The sequence below is a fragment of the Corynebacterium guaraldiae genome (assembly GCF_053480195.1).
In genome coordinates this window covers 1-14,415 of sequence record NZ_JBRBAU010000020.1, presented here as the reverse complement: position 1 = coordinate 14,415, position 14,415 = coordinate 1, and the positions used below count along the sequence as shown (strand labels likewise).

The window sequence follows — 14,415 nt, the reverse complement described above, 5'->3', positions numbered from 1 at the left end:
GGGCTAAGCCAGCAGCGAGCTGATGGGCTCCATGGCGAAGTAGACCACGAAGAGGGCGGCCACGAGCCACATGATCCAGTGCACCTTCTTGGCTTTGCCGGCAAAGGTAGCCATCAGGGCATAAGCGATGAAGCCCACACCAATACCGTTAGCAATGGAGTAGGTAAAGGGCATGACCACGATGGTCAGGAAGGCCGGGATGGCCTCCTCCATGCGGTTCCACTCGATGTCCTTGAGCTGTGCCGCCATCATCACGCCCACGACGACGAGGACGGGGGCCGCTGCCTCAATGGGCACGATCTCGTAGAGCGGGGTGAGGAACATGGCCAGCAGGAAGATCACACCGGTCACTACGTTGGCCAGGCCGGTGCGGGCACCGTCACCGATGCCGGCCGCCGAATCCGCAAACACCGTGTTGGAGGAGACCGAACCGGCGCCACCGGCAACGGCGCCAAAGCCCTCAACCACCAGGGCGGTCTTCATCTCCGGAAGGTTGCCTTTCTCGTCCACGAGGTTGGCTTGCTTGCCCAGGCCGTTCATGGTGCCCATGGCGTCGAAGAAGTTGGTGAGCAGCAGGGTGAAGATCAGCAAGACCGTGGAGACCACGCCGAGTTTGGTAAAGGCGCTGATCGGATCGACCTGGCCCACAATCGAGAGATCCGGCAGACCACCCAAGGAACTGGGCACCTCCGGGGTGGCCATGCCCCAGTCCTCGGAACCGGTCAGTGCCTGAATGATCATGGCGATGATGGTGGTAATGACGATGCCGATGAACAGTCCGCCGCGGACCTGGCGGATGACGAAGAAGGCGGAGAGAATCAGGCCCACGACAAAGACGAAGGCCGGCCACGTAGCGATCGAGCCGTTAACGCCCAGGCTCACCGGAACAGTGGTCATCGCGGCATCCGGCACGCGGGTAACAAAGTGACCATCCACGAAACCGATGAGCGCGATGAACATACCAATGCCCACGCCCATCGCTGCCTTCATGGAGGCCGGGATGGCATCGAAGACGGCCTGGCGGAAGCCAGAGATGGCCAGCAGGACGATGATGATGCCTTCGATGACCACGAGGCCCATCGCCTCGCGCCATTCCAGGCCGTTGAGGGAAACCATCGTCACGGCCACGAAGGTATTCATACCCAGGCCCGCGGCCATGGCGAATGGGTAGCGGGCGATCATGCCGAAGGCAATGGTCATGACGCCGGCCACCAGTGCGGTGGCGGCGGCGACCTGCGGGATGCCCAGGGTGGTTCCGGCAGAATCGGCGGAGGTACCCAGGATGAGAGGGTTGAGGAGGATGATGTAGGCCATCGCGAAGAACGAGACCACGCCGGCGCGGACCTCGGTTCCCACGGTGGATCCGCGTTCGGAAATCTTGAAATAGCGATCGATAGCTGCGTTCATCGTGAGAGAGCGCCCCTTCTATCTAGAGAAATGAAGTTTTACCTGCTAAGGGTGCTCCATCCAGGCACTAAAACGCAAACCCCGCACGCTGCGTCGTTGCTGCGTGCGGGGAGAAAGGCGAGCCTCTTAAAAGATCGGCTTCTCATCATCAAAGGGACGCTCCTGCTCCGATCCCTCCTCACGGATGGTCGTGCCGGAATGCGCACCGCACCCGTAGGTGGCGTGCACCACTTTCCCGTCCGCCGAGTATTCATTGGCACAGACGCCGTAATTAGGTATCAGCTCAAGATAGAAAGCACAGGTTTTGCACTGCAGCTGCGCCTGCGCTGCCATCTCCGAATTCGGCCCATACTTCTTGCGCCAGCGATCCTTAGCTTCCTTGAGGCCTGCCTCGGAAAGCTTCCCATCATCAAGCCTTTCATCACCGGGCGCGGGCGGCATGAGGTCGCCCGGGCCAAGGTCCCCTGGGCGCAGGCGCTCGGAATAGGGCACCCACTCGGGCGCTTGGAGGGCCTGGCCGCCGGGAACCAGCGCGACCTCGTTAACGGTCGGTGTGCGCGAGCCCTCCGCGCAGGCGACGACGGCATGCCACTCCCACCCCGGATAGCCCGGCACGTGGGCGTCGAAACGGTGAGTAGCCACGTTGCGGCCTACTCCGGCAACGCCGCGGTGCTTGCCGACGTCCCCCTCACCTACCTCTTCCACGGCCCGGCGCGCCAAGTCGACGGCGGTCGAATCGAGAAGCGGGGAATGCATCTTTTTCTTGCGAGTCACCCTCCCATTATTAATCACGCACCAAGCCATAGTGCACAATGACAGTCATGGCCCTCCCACACCTCACTCTCGCGTCTCGCGCACTAGCTGCAGTTCTCTCCGCCGGCGCTCTCCTCGCACCGCTCGCGTCGTGTTCCTCCCAGCCCGCAGGCGATCACGCGGTGTCGCCTGCCTCTTCGGTGTCGTCAGCCTCTTCGGCGTCGTCCTCCTCGTCGATGGGGAGCGGTGAGACGTCGCCAAGCGCACGCTCCCCAGAACGCTTGGGCGTTACCGTCCTAGACACCGCACCCCTGCCGCCCGATACTTTTACCCAGGGCCTGGAGGTCGACCCCGATGGCAACCTGCTGATCGGCACAGGGCTCAACGGCAAGTCCCGGCTGCTGCGCCTCAGCCCGGGTGCAGAGGCCCCACAGGAAGAAACCTCGCTGGAAAGCTCATTCTTCGGAGAGGGAATCACGCAGACCGACGCCGGCATCTGGCAGCTGACCTGGAAATCCGGGGCAGCTTTCCTGCGGGATTCCGCCACCTTTGAGGAACTGGACCGCGCTAGCTATGACGGCGAGGGATGGGGCCTGTGCAACGCGGGATCCGAACTCATCATGTCCGACGGCTCCGCCAAGCTGCGCCACCTCGATCCGAAGACCTTCGCAGAGCTCGCCCCGCGCACCGAAGTCACCCTCGACGGCTCCCCCGTGAATAACCTCAACGAGCTTGAGTGCGTCGATGGTGCGGTCTATGCCAACGTCTGGATGAGCGAGGATATCCTGCGCATCGACCCGGAATCCGGCGCTGTCACCGCCGTGATCGATACCGCAAACCTCAACCATTCCCCTTCTACGGATCCCAACGCCGTCCTCAACGGCATTGCCCGAATCCCGGGCACCGACGAGTTTTGGATCACCGGCAAGCTCTGGGATGAGCTGTACCGGGTGCGCTTCGAGTAGGATTCTCAGCCATGGCTACCGTGAAGCAAGCAAGGAAGAAGTCGCTGCTGCAGTTTCTGGCGCTCATTATCGCCGTGGCGGTCATCGTCGTGGCGGTGGTGCTGTTCCAAAAGTGGAGGAATGACCGCCCGGGCCCCGAGCCACAGGACGTCACCATCACGGCCACGGTGGGCTCCGACACCCTTGACGTTGCACCCTATAGCGTCTGCGAGCCTGGCACCGACTGCAAGGAAGGCGAGGTTCCCAACCTCACGGTGGGCCCCGATGACACCCTGAAGTTGGAGATCCCCGAGGCCATCTCTAACCACGAGTGGTCCGTGCTGTCCATCTATGATGACCCGGCCGCCAATGACAGCACCTCTCACGGCGCCAACGAGACCACCTCGCTGGACATCCCCGGCTCTGTGCCGCCGATTGAGGCCTCCACCGGTGAGCGCCCCAAGCTGATGGTGGTGGAGATTTCCACGCTCATGATTGGCCACGATGCCAATGGCGAGGAAACCCCGATGCAGACGGTGTGGTCCCTGTCCACCATGACGGATGAAGAACTCAAGGAGTCCAAGGCCACGGGCAACGCGCCAGCTGAGAAGTAGCGCCCCGCCCCACCGATCGACAAAGTGCCCCAGCTGCCAAACTTAGGGCTGATCATTGAAAAATCAGCCTAACTTTTGGCAACTAGGGCACTTTTTCAGTCATCGGCCTACGAATGTAGGCCGCCCCTTAGCTATCCAAGTCCTTGGCAATAGCGCGCAGAATCTCAGCCACCTGACGGCCGGTCTTGCGCTCTGGGTAGCGGCCCTGGCTCAGCACGGGCTGCACTTGGGTTTCGAGCAACGTCATGACGTCGGAAAGCATGCTCGACAGCTCCTCCGGCTTGCGGGCCGGGGTACGGCGGCGCGGGGAATCAAGGACCTTCACGCGCAGCGCCTGCGGGCCGCGGCGGCCAGCAGCGAAGTCGAACTCGATTCGCTGGCCTTGATACAGCTCGTCAACGCCCTTGGGCAGCACGTTGCGGCTAACGTAGACGTCTTCATCGCCGGGGTTGCTGACAAAGCCGAAGCCCTTGTCCGCGTCATACCACTTCACTTTGCCGATAGGCATGGTTCTTCACTCACTTTCTTTCCGTCTCTCCTCTTTAGAAAGCTTAGGCGCTGCCATGCACCAGGCCTATAGGCCGCAAGCATTCCGGGACGAGGAGGCGCGGCGTAATTAATACTGAAGCGGCCGCGCGGAGGAACTATCCGTGGAACTTATAAAGAGATACATCTTAACCTCCCCACGCTCCGCCAGAGAAACTTGCCCCAGAGTTCACCCCATCAACCACACCCATAACACGTGTGATGTAGCTAACATTCCCGCCGCGAACAGGGGAAACATAGATAAATTGGCATGATTGTTACCGTTTTGGAGCATTTAACGTGACTGTTTCGTTATAAACCGCTACTCTTTCCCACAGGCACTTCGGCCGCCGGCCGTGGAAGTCTCGCCCCAGACACAGTCCGGGCTTCCACTAGGCGGCCGCATATGATGTGCATGACTATGAACATCAACTGCAAGACATTATGCCGGACTGGGCATCATCTGGGCGCGAGAAAGCAAGAACAACCTAGAGAAGGAATACTTTAATGGGACGCCACTCCGCTAAGAACAAGTCCATCGCCACCAAGTTTGCCGCCTCCACCGTTGCCGTGGGCGCCGCCGCAGCCATCATGGCACCGAACGCTGCCGCTGCACCGGATTCCGATTGGGACCGCCTCGCACAGTGCGAGTCCGGCGGCAACTGGGCCATCAACACCGGCAACGGTTACCACGGCGGTCTGCAGTTCAACGCTCAGACCTGGCAGGCCTACGGCGGCGGTGAGTTCGCTCCAACCGCTAACCTGGCAACCCGCGAGCAGCAGATCGTTGTTGCTGAGCGCACCCTGGCACAGCAGGGTTGGGGCGCATGGCCGGCCTGCTCCGCAAGCCTGGGCCTGAACTCCGCCCCGACCCCGCGTGATGCAAGCGCAGCCGCAGCCCCGGCCGAGGAGAAGACCGCTCCGGAGGCTCCGGCTGACGCCCCGCAGGCCGTTCAGGAGGCCGCTGAGGAGCCCACCGATGAGCTGGCTTCCGACGCCCTCTACTCCCTCATCCAGGACACCGCCACCCAGTACGGCCTGACGATTCCGGCCTCCTTCACCGAGCAGTACAAGGCAAATCGCCACGACTTCAACACCTTCTACTCCGCCAACCGCCACGTCATCGACCCGCTGGCACAGGTTCTGGCTGCACGCTAAGCAGCGCGCAGCGCCGTGCAAGCACGGCACATCGAGGCAAAACTCTAACTACATAAAAAGAGACTGGATGGTGTCCTCCATCCAGTCTCTTTTGGTTTTGCTTAAACCTTTTCCTCAACGGCAACGTCTTCCTTAGCGCGCGACCTATCGAAGGCCAGCAACACTAGACCGACAACGATCCACAGCCCCAGTGCCCACCACGCATGGACGGCACCATTGCCATCAAAGAAGGACAGTGAACGGACCAAGTGGCCCGTCGCGCCGATGGGCATCCACTGCCCCAGCGTCGACCACCCGGCAGGAAGCAGCCATGGTCCCGTCGCCAGACCCGACAGCGGGTTCGCCAGGAAGATGGTCGCCACAGCACCGATTCCGATGCCCGCGGCCCCCATCACTCCCGCGAGGCCGGCGGTTACCGCAGAAGTCGCAAGGATACCCGCTGCGATGGCCATCCACTCGGCAGCGAAGCTGCCACCGAGGGTTCCATAAACCGAGTGCAGCATCCACGTAGCAATAAGCGCACCCACCAGCGCGATACCAACGAGCACTCCCATCTTGATCCACTTCTTACCACGGAATGCAAAGGTGGCAATGACAGCGGAAATAATGCCACCAAAAGCTAGCGGAAGGCCAAGCAATGCAATGCCGCTTGCCTGCGGGTCCTCCTTCGTCGTCGGTGCCAGCTCCCGCTTCTCCACGGTCATCCCCTGAGCCTCGAGCTGGCTCGCAAGACCGTCAACCATCGCAACGTAGGGAGCACCATTTCCCGCGGCCGTGAAAGCATTCGCGCCCTGAGGAGAGATAGCGAGGCCGCCAACAGCCTCACGCTGTAGCACCGCGTCTCGCACCTCCGCCTCGCCGTGCTTCACGACGATCTCCGGGGCCTCATCCCCAGCCGCGCTCTCAATCTTCTGCGAGATGCCATCGAGCATGGGCTCCGGTACAGAGACCGCAATCGGCACTCCGGCTGGCCCGGATGCAAAGGTGGGCGCCAAGAATGCCCACAGCATGAGACCGATAACGATGGGGATCCCCACGATGGCAGCTATCGATTTCACAGCAACCGATGGCTGCTTTCTTTCCCGACTTTTCACCGCTGACATTACATAGCCTCCAAACGGAACAGGATGTTTCACTTACAAAGTGGAGCATAGTGTTCCGTTTGATATGATGCAAGCCGTGAGACAAGATGCAGCAGAAAACAAGCAAGCCATCGTCGCAGCAGCCAGGCAGCTGCTCATCACCGAGGGACCGGGCGTATCCATGCGCTCAATCGCCAAGAAAGCTGGCGTGGGCGTCGCCACGGTCTCACGCCACTTCCCCGAGCGGCTCTCCCTCATCGTTGCCATCACCAGCGCGGAGGTAGCGAACATCAAGGAAGAGGTGGACAGCCACCTGCAAGGCTTCGACGAGGACCCCGAAGGCACCTGGCGCGATATCATTCATCGCATCGCCGGCCTTAACTTCGCCGCCGTTGTTCAAGCTGCGGCAGCCGAAATGAACACTGCTGCGTTCTCAGACGATGACGCGCAGAAGATCGCTGCCCATCGCACAGCAGAACTGAAATCGATCTACCAACCGATGATCGAACTCGCGCGGCAAGCAGGCCTCTGCCCCGAGTCCCTCACCCCACTCGAACTTCACATCGGCATCGGTCTCATCACCCGCCCGCTGCCCAGAACGCTAGTGAGCACCGACTACCTATCAGGTATACAAGCCCAGCTCATCGATACGCTGCTCGACGGCTTTAAAGCCCAAGCCCGTGCCGACTAGTTCCCGTGCCGACTAGTTGAGGCGCAAGTACATTACAAACACGTATAGCCCCACCGAGGAGAACATTCTCGGAGGGGCTGAAAGCAGGCCAGTCAGGCTCAGCACATTCGCTAAGTGAAGCGCAGATTTCTGCGCGCCAACTTAGCGGTTGATGCGGGTGTACGGGTGTACGTAGTTCAGCTTCTCTGCCGGCATCGGCAGAATCAGATCGTCACCATACGGGCTGGATGCGCCAGCAAACGGTGCAGTGATCTCAGTAATGACGTGCTCGCGGGGGCTGTTCTTCGGCCAAGCCGGGGATACGAAGCCTTTGTTCTCATTCGACATGCTCCTTATTATTCCAAACCCTGCGCCGAAAAGTAACTTAATCACCCAACGAGGGCCCCATCCCTCCCCCGCCTACTAAACTTGATGGCCATCATGACCTCCCCCTCAAACCGCGCCCACGTCACCGAGAGCTACCGCGAATGGCTCAGCCAACTACCCGCTGAAGACTTACGCGCCCTGCTGAGCAACCGCAGCGATGTTCTCTCCCCCGCACCGAAGGACTTCGACGCGCTGGCCTCGCGCCTGACACTTCCGATGCACGTCGCGGATGCCTTGGCGGCAAGCAACGCCGAGCAGCTCGCCGCCTTGGAGGACATCGCACAACGCGGCGGCGAAGTCGACATGGTGGAAGACACCAACCCGGCAATCACGAAACAGCTCAAGGAGCGCGGCCTCGTCTTCGGCAACGCCCCGCAGGTGCGCATCGTCACCGCCGTCATGGGCTCGCTTCCCACCGGCTGGTCGCTGCGCAATCAAGTCGAGTTCGACGCACAAGACATCGAAGCGCTCACTCCAGAAGAGCGCCACATCCTCGACGCTTTGGCCAAGGGCGATGGCGTGGGATACACCACTGACACCGAGCCGGATATCAACTCTGACGACCCCGCCAAGCGCCTGCTGGCCAAAGGTTTCTTGGAGCGCATCAATGCCCACTCGGTACGCCTGCCGCGCGCGCTCGCCCGTGCACTGGTTGGGGACGCAACCCCGCCCATCCCCACCACTCCTTCAGGACGCGCCGGCACCCCGGAACCGGATTCAAAGGCAGACGACGCCGGTGCCGCGGCGGGCCTCGAGGCCGTGCGCGGCATGGAAAGGCTCATCGAGTTGCTCGGTAACCACCCAGTCGCGCTGCTCAAGGATTCTTCGGTGGGCGTTCGCCCGCTCAACCAGTTGGCGAAGGACCTCGACTTGGATAAAGAAGAAGTCGGGCGGCTTATTGCTCTAGGACACCACGCCCGGCTTCTCCACCGCGGCGAACCTGATGGCTTAGAGGGCCATTTCCTCGCCCCCACCACCGGCTCCCAGGACTGGCTCGAGGCCGATCTCGGGGAGAAGTGGCGCATTCTTCTCGACGCCTGGCGTACCTCCCCCTGGGCCACATGGAGCGATACTCGGGTGCTCGCAGACGACAGCGCAGTGCGCCGCCTGCCGCGCTTCCGTAGCTTCGTCCTGGGTGTCTACGCTCACTCCGCCGTCGCGCTGAACAACGAAGAGTTTTGGGAGGATCTGCGCTTTCGCTCCCCTCTTTTTGCCAGCCACACGCGCACGCTGACCATTGAGAATCTGCGCGCCGAAGCCGAATGGATCGGTGCCATTGCGCTGGGCAAAGCTACCAGTGTGCTGGCTGATTCCGCCGCGGCCGCCAGCCTCGTCCCCGATACCGTCAGCGAATTCATCATCCAACAAGATCTCACCGTCCTCGTGCCCGGCCCCCTTGAGCCAGACACGCACCGCACCCTCGCCTCCATGGCTGACCTCGAATCCCCAGGCTTGGCCAGCGTGTACCGCATCAGCGAGTCCACCATTCGCCGTGGCATGGACCAGGGTCTGACCGCCCAGGAAATGACCGACTTTTTGGAAAAGCATTGCCCGACGGGCGTGCCGCAGGCGTTGGAATTTGCCATCGGGGACGTCGCCAAGCGCCATGGCACCCTCCGCAGCGGGCCGGCGCTCTCATACCTTCGCAGCGAGGACCCCGCGCTCCTGGAGCTCGCCGTCGCATCCGTTCCCGGTCTGCGCCTGCTCGCGCCCACCGTCGCGGTATCGCAGCTGCGCGTGGGCGAGCTGCTGGAGAAGCTGCGAGCAAAGGGCCTATCCCCCACCCCGGAGGATGAATCCGGCGCTTCCCTTACCGTCGCCCCCGAGCCCTACCTTTTGCCCACGCCCCGCACGAAGCCGCGCAAGCGCGAGCCCGCCTCGGTGGAGCAGGCGCTTCAGGCTTTGCAGAAGTCAGCGCAGGATCCGAGCCAACACCAGGAGGAGGAGCCAGATCCGCTCACTCTGGCCCGCGCCGCCGCGCGCTTCCACGCCGATATCGTGATTTCCTATGCCGATAAAAGCGGCGATATCCGCACCGTGACTGTGACACCACTCTCCGTTGAGGGCGGCTACATTGATGCCCTAGGCGCAGCGGGCAAACCCGTGCGCTTCCCGGTTCACCGCATTTCCTCCGTCCGCTTCACTGACAGGGATTAAGCCCTTCCCTAACGCACAGAGTAGAAAGGCCCCAGACATGCCCGGACCGCTCATCGTCCAATCGGACAAGACTGTCCTCCTCGAGGTGGATCACCCGCAAGCCGACGCAGCCCGCGCGGCACTCGCGCCCTTCGCCGAGCTGGAGCGCGCGCCCGAGCACATCCACACCTATCGCATCACCCCGCTAGCCCTGTGGAATGCGCGTGCCGCCGGGCACGATGCTGAGCAAGTCGTCGACGTCTTAGAGAACTACTCCCGCTTCCCGGTGCCGCAGGCGCTGCTGATCGACGTCGCTGAGACCATGTCGCGCTATGGCCGCGTGCGATTGTTGGCGCATCCGGCCCACGGTCTCATCCTCGAATCGGACGAGCCCGTCATCCTGGAGGAGCTCACGCGCACCAAAAAAGTCAGCGAACTTCTGGGCCCGCGCATTGATGACAACACCATCGCCGTGCCGCCCTCCGCACGCGGGCGGCTCAAACAAGAGCTGCTCAAAGCCAGCTGGCCCGCCGATGACCGCGCCGGCTATGTCGACGGCGAATCCCATCCCATCGCGCTGAGCACCGAGGAAGTGGACTGGCAGCTTCGCGATTATCAGCAGTATGCCGCCGATTCCTTCTGGTCCGGTGGCTCCGGCATCGTGGTCCTGCCCTGTGGCGCGGGCAAGACCATCGTGGGTGCTGCCGCCATGGCTAAAGCACAGGCCACCACGCTCATCCTCGTGACCAACACCGTAGCTGGGCGCCAATGGCGCGATGAGCTGCTGCGCCGCACCAGCCTCACACCCGAGGAGATCGGTGAGTACTCGGGGGAGAAAAAGGAAATCAAGCCGATTACCATCGCCACCTACCAGGTGGTCACCCGCAAGACCAAGGGCGAATACCGCGCGCTCGAGCTCTTCGATTCCCATGACTGGGGCCTCATCATCTACGACGAAGTGCACCTCCTGCCGGCCCCAGTTTTCCGCATGACCTCCGACCTGCAATCGCGCCGCCGCTTAGGACTGACCGCCACACTCATCCGCGAGGACGGCCGCGAAGGCGATGTCTTTTCGCTCATCGGTCCCAAGCGCTATGACGCGCCGTGGAAGGAGCTGGAATCCGCCGGCTACATCGCCACCGCGGACTGCGTCGAGGTGCGCGTGGACATGACGCAGGAGGAGCGCCTGCTCTATGCCACGGCACAGGCGCGGGAGACGTACAGGATTGCGGCGTCGGCAAGCGCTAAGCTGCGGGCCGTCGACAAACTGCTGAAGAAGCACGAAGGTCAGCAAGCACTCATCATCGGCGCCTACGTGGACCAGCTGGAGGAGCTCGGTGAGCACCTCGACGCGCCCGTCATCGACGGCAAGACATCCACCGCCAAACGCGAAAAGCTCTTCCAGCAATTCCGCGAGGGCGAGCTTCCTACCCTGGTGGTCTCCAAAGTCGCGAACTTCTCCATCGATCTCCCCGAAGCCGCCCTGGCCATCCAGGTTTCCGGCACCTTCGGCTCCCGTCAGGAGGAAGCCCAGCGCCTAGGTCGCCTGCTGCGTCCGAAGAAGGACGGGCAGGAGGCCACCTTCTACACATTGGTGGCGCGCGAATCGATCGATGCGGAATACGCCATGCACCGCCAGCGCTTTTTGGCCGAGCAAGGTTATGCCTACCGGCTGGTGGACGAAGTAGACTTGTGAGCTGATGAAGATTTTCAAGTTTGACGTCAACGAAGACTTTGCCAAGAAGAACAACGAGCTCCTGCGTGATTCCTCGCGCCTGCGCAATTCCGGCCTCATCATGGGCTTGGTTCTTATCCTCGGTGCCCTCGCCGTTTACTTGGGCATGGATGCCGTCTGGCGCATCACGCTGGCCGTCGGCATGGTGCTCTTCGGAATCTTTTGCGCCGTTGTTGGCATCATGGCCTCGCGCAAGGTCGGCACGGCACAAAAGCTCTATGATTCTTATCCGCTAGCCCCGGCCGTGGTAGCGGAGGTTAACGAGCGTGACATGGTCCTCATGGCCTTGGTGAACACCAATGTTGACCCGAAGGCGCCGCCGCGGTGGGGCGCATGTCTGCGCACGGTCACGAGCATTCCAGGCATCAAGCGCACCGTGGGCACCAAGGTCCCGGTGGCCGCGGTCTCCGGCCAGCGCAGCAGCAGCGATAAAGACCATTGGCAGCAGATCACCCCGATGCCAATTGCGTGGGGCACCCCGGACGCGGAGACCGTGACGATTGCACGCAAGTCCATTCCGGAGGATCAGTGGCAGCGGCTGGAGCGCGCACGCAAGCGTCTGACTGATGTCAAGGCTACGAAGTACGATCTGTTGGTCCTGTAAATGACTGTTCACAGGCTTCAAGAATTTGGCGAAACCATCTTTGCCACGATGACCGCGCTTGCCGTGGAGCATGACGCGGTGAACTTGGGCCAGGGCTTCCCCGATAGCGATGGCCCACAGCGCATGCTGGAGATTGCCCAGGAGAATATCGCCGGTGGCAACAACCAATACGCTCCCCTACGCGGGGTCCCAGAACTGGTCGACGCCATCGCGGAGACCTACTCCGTGCCGCAGGATCACGTCGTGGTCACTGCCGGTGCTACCGAGGCCATCACCGCCACCGTCCTAGGCCTCGTGGAGCCCGGCCAGGAGGTCATCGTCCTCGAGCCTTATTACGACGCCTATATCGCCGCCATCGCGCTTGCCGACGCCACCCGCATCGCCGTCCCCTTGAAGGAATCCGGCAACAGCTGGGACATCGACGTTGCTGCGGTACGTGCTGCCGTGACGGACAAGACCGCCATGGTCATCATCAACACCCCGCACAACCCGACCGGCTCGGTCTTCTCCCGCGAGGCGCTCACCGAGCTTGCCGAGCTCTGCGTGGAGAAGGACCTCCTTGTGTTAGCTGACGAGGTCTACGAAAACCTCACCTTCGGCACCGCCGAGCACGTCAGCATCGCCTCCCTGCCGGGGATGGCCGAGCGCACCGTCACGGTGTCTTCTGCCGCCAAATCCTTCAACTGCACCGGGTGGAAGACCGGCTGGGCCATTGCGGAGCCTAAGCTTCTCGACGGCGTCATCAAAGCCAAGCAGTTCACCACCTTCGTCTCCACCACGCCCTTCCAGCCCGCCGTGGCACATGCCCTGCGCTATGAACAAGAATGGCTGGATGGCATGGTGTCTGAGCTTGCAGAGTGCCGCGGCATCCTAGTGGAAGGGCTAGAACAGTTGGGCTTCCACGTCCACGACACCGGCGGCACCTACTACGTGGTTGCCGATGTCTCCCCCACCGGAATGACCGGCGTGGACTTCTGCATGCAGCTGCCCGCAACAAAGGGTGTGGCAGCCATCCCGCTGGCCGCCTTCACGGACAACCCAGAGCCGTGGAAGTCCAAGGTTCGCTTTGCCTTCTGCAAGCGTCCGGAGATCATCCGCGAAGCGGTGCGCCGTATGATGCACAATTGCTAGAAAAGCTCTCCGGGGCTTTATCACCAGCGTCCCCGACCGGAACGGGGCAAACTCTGTATTGTGGCTCACATGTCACAGCAACATTATGAATACGGCTTTGGCTCTCCCACAGAGAGATTCGAGCTGGCGGTACGTCATTCATTCGTCACAGACCCAACCATCAAAGAGCAGAACGTCGAGTCCATTACCTTCTTCGCCGTCTGGCAAAAGGCCGCCGGGTTTATCTACGTCAATGTCGCTGAAATCGCGGGTGCACCGCCCTTTGACAGGGTTCTGCGTTATAGCGAAGCGCACGAACGCATTCACCAGAATCTGTTGCTAGACCTCTTTCCGCCCAACTTTGCGGGTGAACTGCATGGCCTGCAGCAAGCACAGGAGGCTTTCAACGCAAGCAACATCGTGGCAACGTTGCTGGTCGTGCGCTATGACTACAAGCTGGATAGCTTTACGTATGACCGGAAAGACTACCCCGACCACTACACTCCGCCGAGTAACCTCGAGGAGCTCTCTCCCATTGCACAGGATTTGAAAGACCAGAGCCACAAGAACGCACAATCTGGCCAGTTCTCCTACCCGGCTTTGGACTACGCCATACCACCCGCAGCCTATGGGAATGGCACCAACGGCGACGATGGAGGATTAGTCAAGCAACTCATCAACGACGTCAAACCATCCATTCAGCTTTTCAACCAGACCTCCAATGGAGACTGGGACGGTTTCGCCATGAGCTTTGTCGTGCGCAAAGCAACGGGAGGTACCTCCCTCCGCCAAGTTGACGCGATCTTCTGCTGGAATAACGGCAGCTATCGGATCGCCCCTATCCCTCGCCGCGAGGTCCACAACAGTGCGGTTGCGCTCATCGAGCAACAGTCTTACGGACAAGAATTCGAACTAGCGGTCATCCGCCTCAAATACCGTCAAGAGGACGGCTTTGCACTGAGAATCGAGTGGAACGGTGAGGCTATCCCATTTGTAGGCTCTCCGTTAAACAGCAAGAGCTTGGTCCATAACGAATGGCCCCTTCAATAGAAGTCCGCGGCGATACCACCTAGTTGCTGCTCGCGTTGGGAAAACGAGGAAGAAGCCCGTCACCGTTGAGTTGTTGCTCAAGGGTGACGGGCTTGTTTGTATTGAGTTGTTGTTTGTTGTTTGGTGTCGGCGGTTTCTTACTCTCCCACAACCTCCCGGTTGCAGTACCATCAGCGTTAGCAGGCTTAGCTTCCGGGTTCGGAATGGGTACCGGGCGTTTCCCTGCTGCTATAGGCCACC

General features: G+C 61.3%; 14 protein-coding genes and 1 rRNA gene. 9 read left to right on the top strand and 6 right to left on the bottom strand.

The genetic code is table 11. The annotated features are described in order from the left end of the window. Window positions 1-3 precede the first annotated feature (3 nt). Together ACUY3D_RS12035 and ACUY3D_RS12030 are read right to left on the bottom strand one after the other, a co-directional pair. Complete coding sequence (locus tag ACUY3D_RS12035; RefSeq protein WP_448241170.1) at window positions 4-1,407, bottom strand: NCS2 family permease; 1,404 nt, start codon at window positions 1,405-1,407, stop codon at window positions 4-6. 126 nt (window positions 1,408-1,533) lie between these two features. Beyond that, a complete protein-coding gene (locus ACUY3D_RS12030; RefSeq protein ID WP_318272551.1) occupies window positions 1,534-2,163 on the bottom strand; it encodes a DUF3027 domain-containing protein in 630 nt (209 codons plus the stop codon). Window positions 2,164-2,219: 56 nt separating this feature from the next. Here ACUY3D_RS12030 and ACUY3D_RS12025 point away from each other — a divergent pair, with 56 nt between their 5' ends. Beyond that, complete coding sequence (locus tag ACUY3D_RS12025) at window positions 2,220-3,125, top strand: glutaminyl-peptide cyclotransferase (protein WP_448241169.1); 906 nt, start codon at window positions 2,220-2,222, stop codon at window positions 3,123-3,125. Window positions 3,126-3,136: 11 nt separating this feature from the next. Next, window positions 3,137-3,718, top strand: coding sequence for a DUF2771 domain-containing protein (locus ACUY3D_RS12020; protein ID WP_070565684.1), 582 nt, complete (start codon window positions 3,137-3,139; stop codon window positions 3,716-3,718). Between the two features lie 127 nt (window positions 3,719-3,845). On the opposite strand, the gene ACUY3D_RS12015 is transcribed toward ACUY3D_RS12020, so the two are convergent. Next, complete coding sequence (locus ACUY3D_RS12015; RefSeq protein WP_070624533.1) at window positions 3,846-4,226, bottom strand: cold-shock protein; 381 nt, start codon at window positions 4,224-4,226, stop codon at window positions 3,846-3,848. A 524-nt stretch (window positions 4,227-4,750) separates the two neighbouring features. On the opposite strand from ACUY3D_RS12015, the gene ACUY3D_RS12010 reads away from it, so the two are divergent. After that, window positions 4,751-5,401: a resuscitation-promoting factor Rpf1 domain-containing protein gene (locus ACUY3D_RS12010; protein WP_339017326.1), complete on the top strand. Its 651-nt coding sequence runs from the start codon at window positions 4,751-4,753 to the stop codon at window positions 5,399-5,401. 101 nt (window positions 5,402-5,502) lie between these two features. Here ACUY3D_RS12010 and ACUY3D_RS12005 read toward each other — a convergent pair whose 3' ends face one another. Then, window positions 5,503-6,459 (bottom strand): ABC transporter permease, encoded by a 957-nt coding sequence (locus ACUY3D_RS12005; protein WP_232748464.1) that lies wholly within the window; start codon window positions 6,457-6,459, stop codon window positions 5,503-5,505. A 112-nt stretch (window positions 6,460-6,571) separates the two neighbouring features. On the opposite strand from ACUY3D_RS12005, the gene ACUY3D_RS12000 reads away from it, so the two are divergent. Beyond that, complete coding sequence (locus ACUY3D_RS12000; protein ID WP_227485958.1) at window positions 6,572-7,174, top strand: TetR/AcrR family transcriptional regulator; 603 nt, start codon at window positions 6,572-6,574, stop codon at window positions 7,172-7,174. Window positions 7,175-7,315: 141 nt separating this feature from the next. On the opposite strand, the gene ACUY3D_RS11995 is transcribed toward ACUY3D_RS12000, so the two are convergent. Continuing rightward, entirely contained in the window at window positions 7,316-7,501 is a 186-nt protein-coding gene (locus ACUY3D_RS11995; protein WP_070523044.1) for a hypothetical protein, read from the bottom strand. A 93-nt stretch (window positions 7,502-7,594) separates the two neighbouring features. On the opposite strand from ACUY3D_RS11995, the gene ACUY3D_RS11990 reads away from it, so the two are divergent. The 5 genes from ACUY3D_RS11990 (at window position 7,595) to ACUY3D_RS11970 (ending at window position 14,175) form a co-directional block, all read left to right on the top strand. After that, on the top strand, window positions 7,595-9,697 hold the full coding sequence (locus tag ACUY3D_RS11990) for a helicase-associated domain-containing protein (protein WP_448241168.1): 2,103 nt from the start codon (window positions 7,595-7,597) through the stop codon (window positions 9,695-9,697). Between the two features lie 37 nt (window positions 9,698-9,734). Next, the gene (locus ACUY3D_RS11985) at window positions 9,735-11,372 is read left to right on the top strand and encodes a DNA repair helicase XPB (RefSeq protein WP_448241167.1); all 1,638 of its coding nucleotides are present in this window, start codon (window positions 9,735-9,737) and stop codon (window positions 11,370-11,372) included. 4 nt (window positions 11,373-11,376) lie between these two features. Continuing rightward, window positions 11,377-12,015, top strand: a complete 639-nt coding sequence (locus tag ACUY3D_RS11980) for a DUF3239 domain-containing protein (protein WP_144677210.1) — start codon at window positions 11,377-11,379, stop codon at window positions 12,013-12,015. Beyond that, entirely contained in the window at window positions 12,016-13,146 is a 1,131-nt protein-coding gene (locus tag ACUY3D_RS11975) for an aminotransferase class I/II-fold pyridoxal phosphate-dependent enzyme (RefSeq protein ID WP_144677212.1), read from the top strand. 69 nt (window positions 13,147-13,215) lie between these two features. After that, window positions 13,216-14,175 (top strand): hypothetical protein, encoded by a 960-nt coding sequence (locus ACUY3D_RS11970; protein ID WP_448241166.1) that lies wholly within the window; start codon window positions 13,216-13,218, stop codon window positions 14,173-14,175. A 124-nt stretch (window positions 14,176-14,299) separates the two neighbouring features. Here ACUY3D_RS11970 and rrf read toward each other — a convergent pair. Then, window positions 14,300-14,415, bottom strand: a 5S ribosomal RNA gene (rrf, locus tag ACUY3D_RS11965); the annotation flags it as partial.

What these genes read in the sequence shown, in the direction of transcription:
- ACUY3D_RS12025 (WP_448241169.1), top strand. Translation starts at nt 2,220, where the DNA reads ATGACAGTCATGGCCCTCCCACACCTCACTCTCGCGTCTCGCGCACTA.
- ACUY3D_RS11970 (WP_448241166.1), top strand. Translation starts at nt 13,216, where the DNA reads ATGTCACAGCAACATTATGAATACGGCTTTGGCTCTCCCACAGAGAGA.
- ACUY3D_RS12015 (WP_070624533.1), bottom strand. Translation starts at nt 4,226, where the DNA reads ATGCCTATCGGCAAAGTGAAGTGGTATGACGCGGACAAGGGCTTCGGC.
- ACUY3D_RS12030 (WP_318272551.1), bottom strand. Translation starts at nt 2,163, where the DNA reads ATGCATTCCCCGCTTCTCGATTCGACCGCCGTCGACTTGGCGCGCCGG.
- ACUY3D_RS11995 (WP_070523044.1), bottom strand. Translation starts at nt 7,501, where the DNA reads ATGTCGAATGAGAACAAAGGCTTCGTATCCCCGGCTTGGCCGAAGAAC.
- ACUY3D_RS12020 (WP_070565684.1), top strand. Translation starts at nt 3,137, where the DNA reads ATGGCTACCGTGAAGCAAGCAAGGAAGAAGTCGCTGCTGCAGTTTCTG.
- ACUY3D_RS11990 (WP_448241168.1), top strand. Translation starts at nt 7,595, where the DNA reads ATGACCTCCCCCTCAAACCGCGCCCACGTCACCGAGAGCTACCGCGAA.
- ACUY3D_RS11985 (WP_448241167.1), top strand. Translation starts at nt 9,735, where the DNA reads ATGCCCGGACCGCTCATCGTCCAATCGGACAAGACTGTCCTCCTCGAG.
- ACUY3D_RS12000 (WP_227485958.1), top strand. Translation starts at nt 6,572, where the DNA reads ATGCAAGCCGTGAGACAAGATGCAGCAGAAAACAAGCAAGCCATCGTC.
- ACUY3D_RS12035 (WP_448241170.1), bottom strand. Translation starts at nt 1,407, where the DNA reads ATGAACGCAGCTATCGATCGCTATTTCAAGATTTCCGAACGCGGATCC.
- ACUY3D_RS11980 (WP_144677210.1), top strand. Translation starts at nt 11,377, where the DNA reads ATGAAGATTTTCAAGTTTGACGTCAACGAAGACTTTGCCAAGAAGAAC.
- ACUY3D_RS12010 (WP_339017326.1), top strand. Translation starts at nt 4,751, where the DNA reads ATGGGACGCCACTCCGCTAAGAACAAGTCCATCGCCACCAAGTTTGCC.
- ACUY3D_RS11975 (WP_144677212.1), top strand. Translation starts at nt 12,016, where the DNA reads ATGACTGTTCACAGGCTTCAAGAATTTGGCGAAACCATCTTTGCCACG.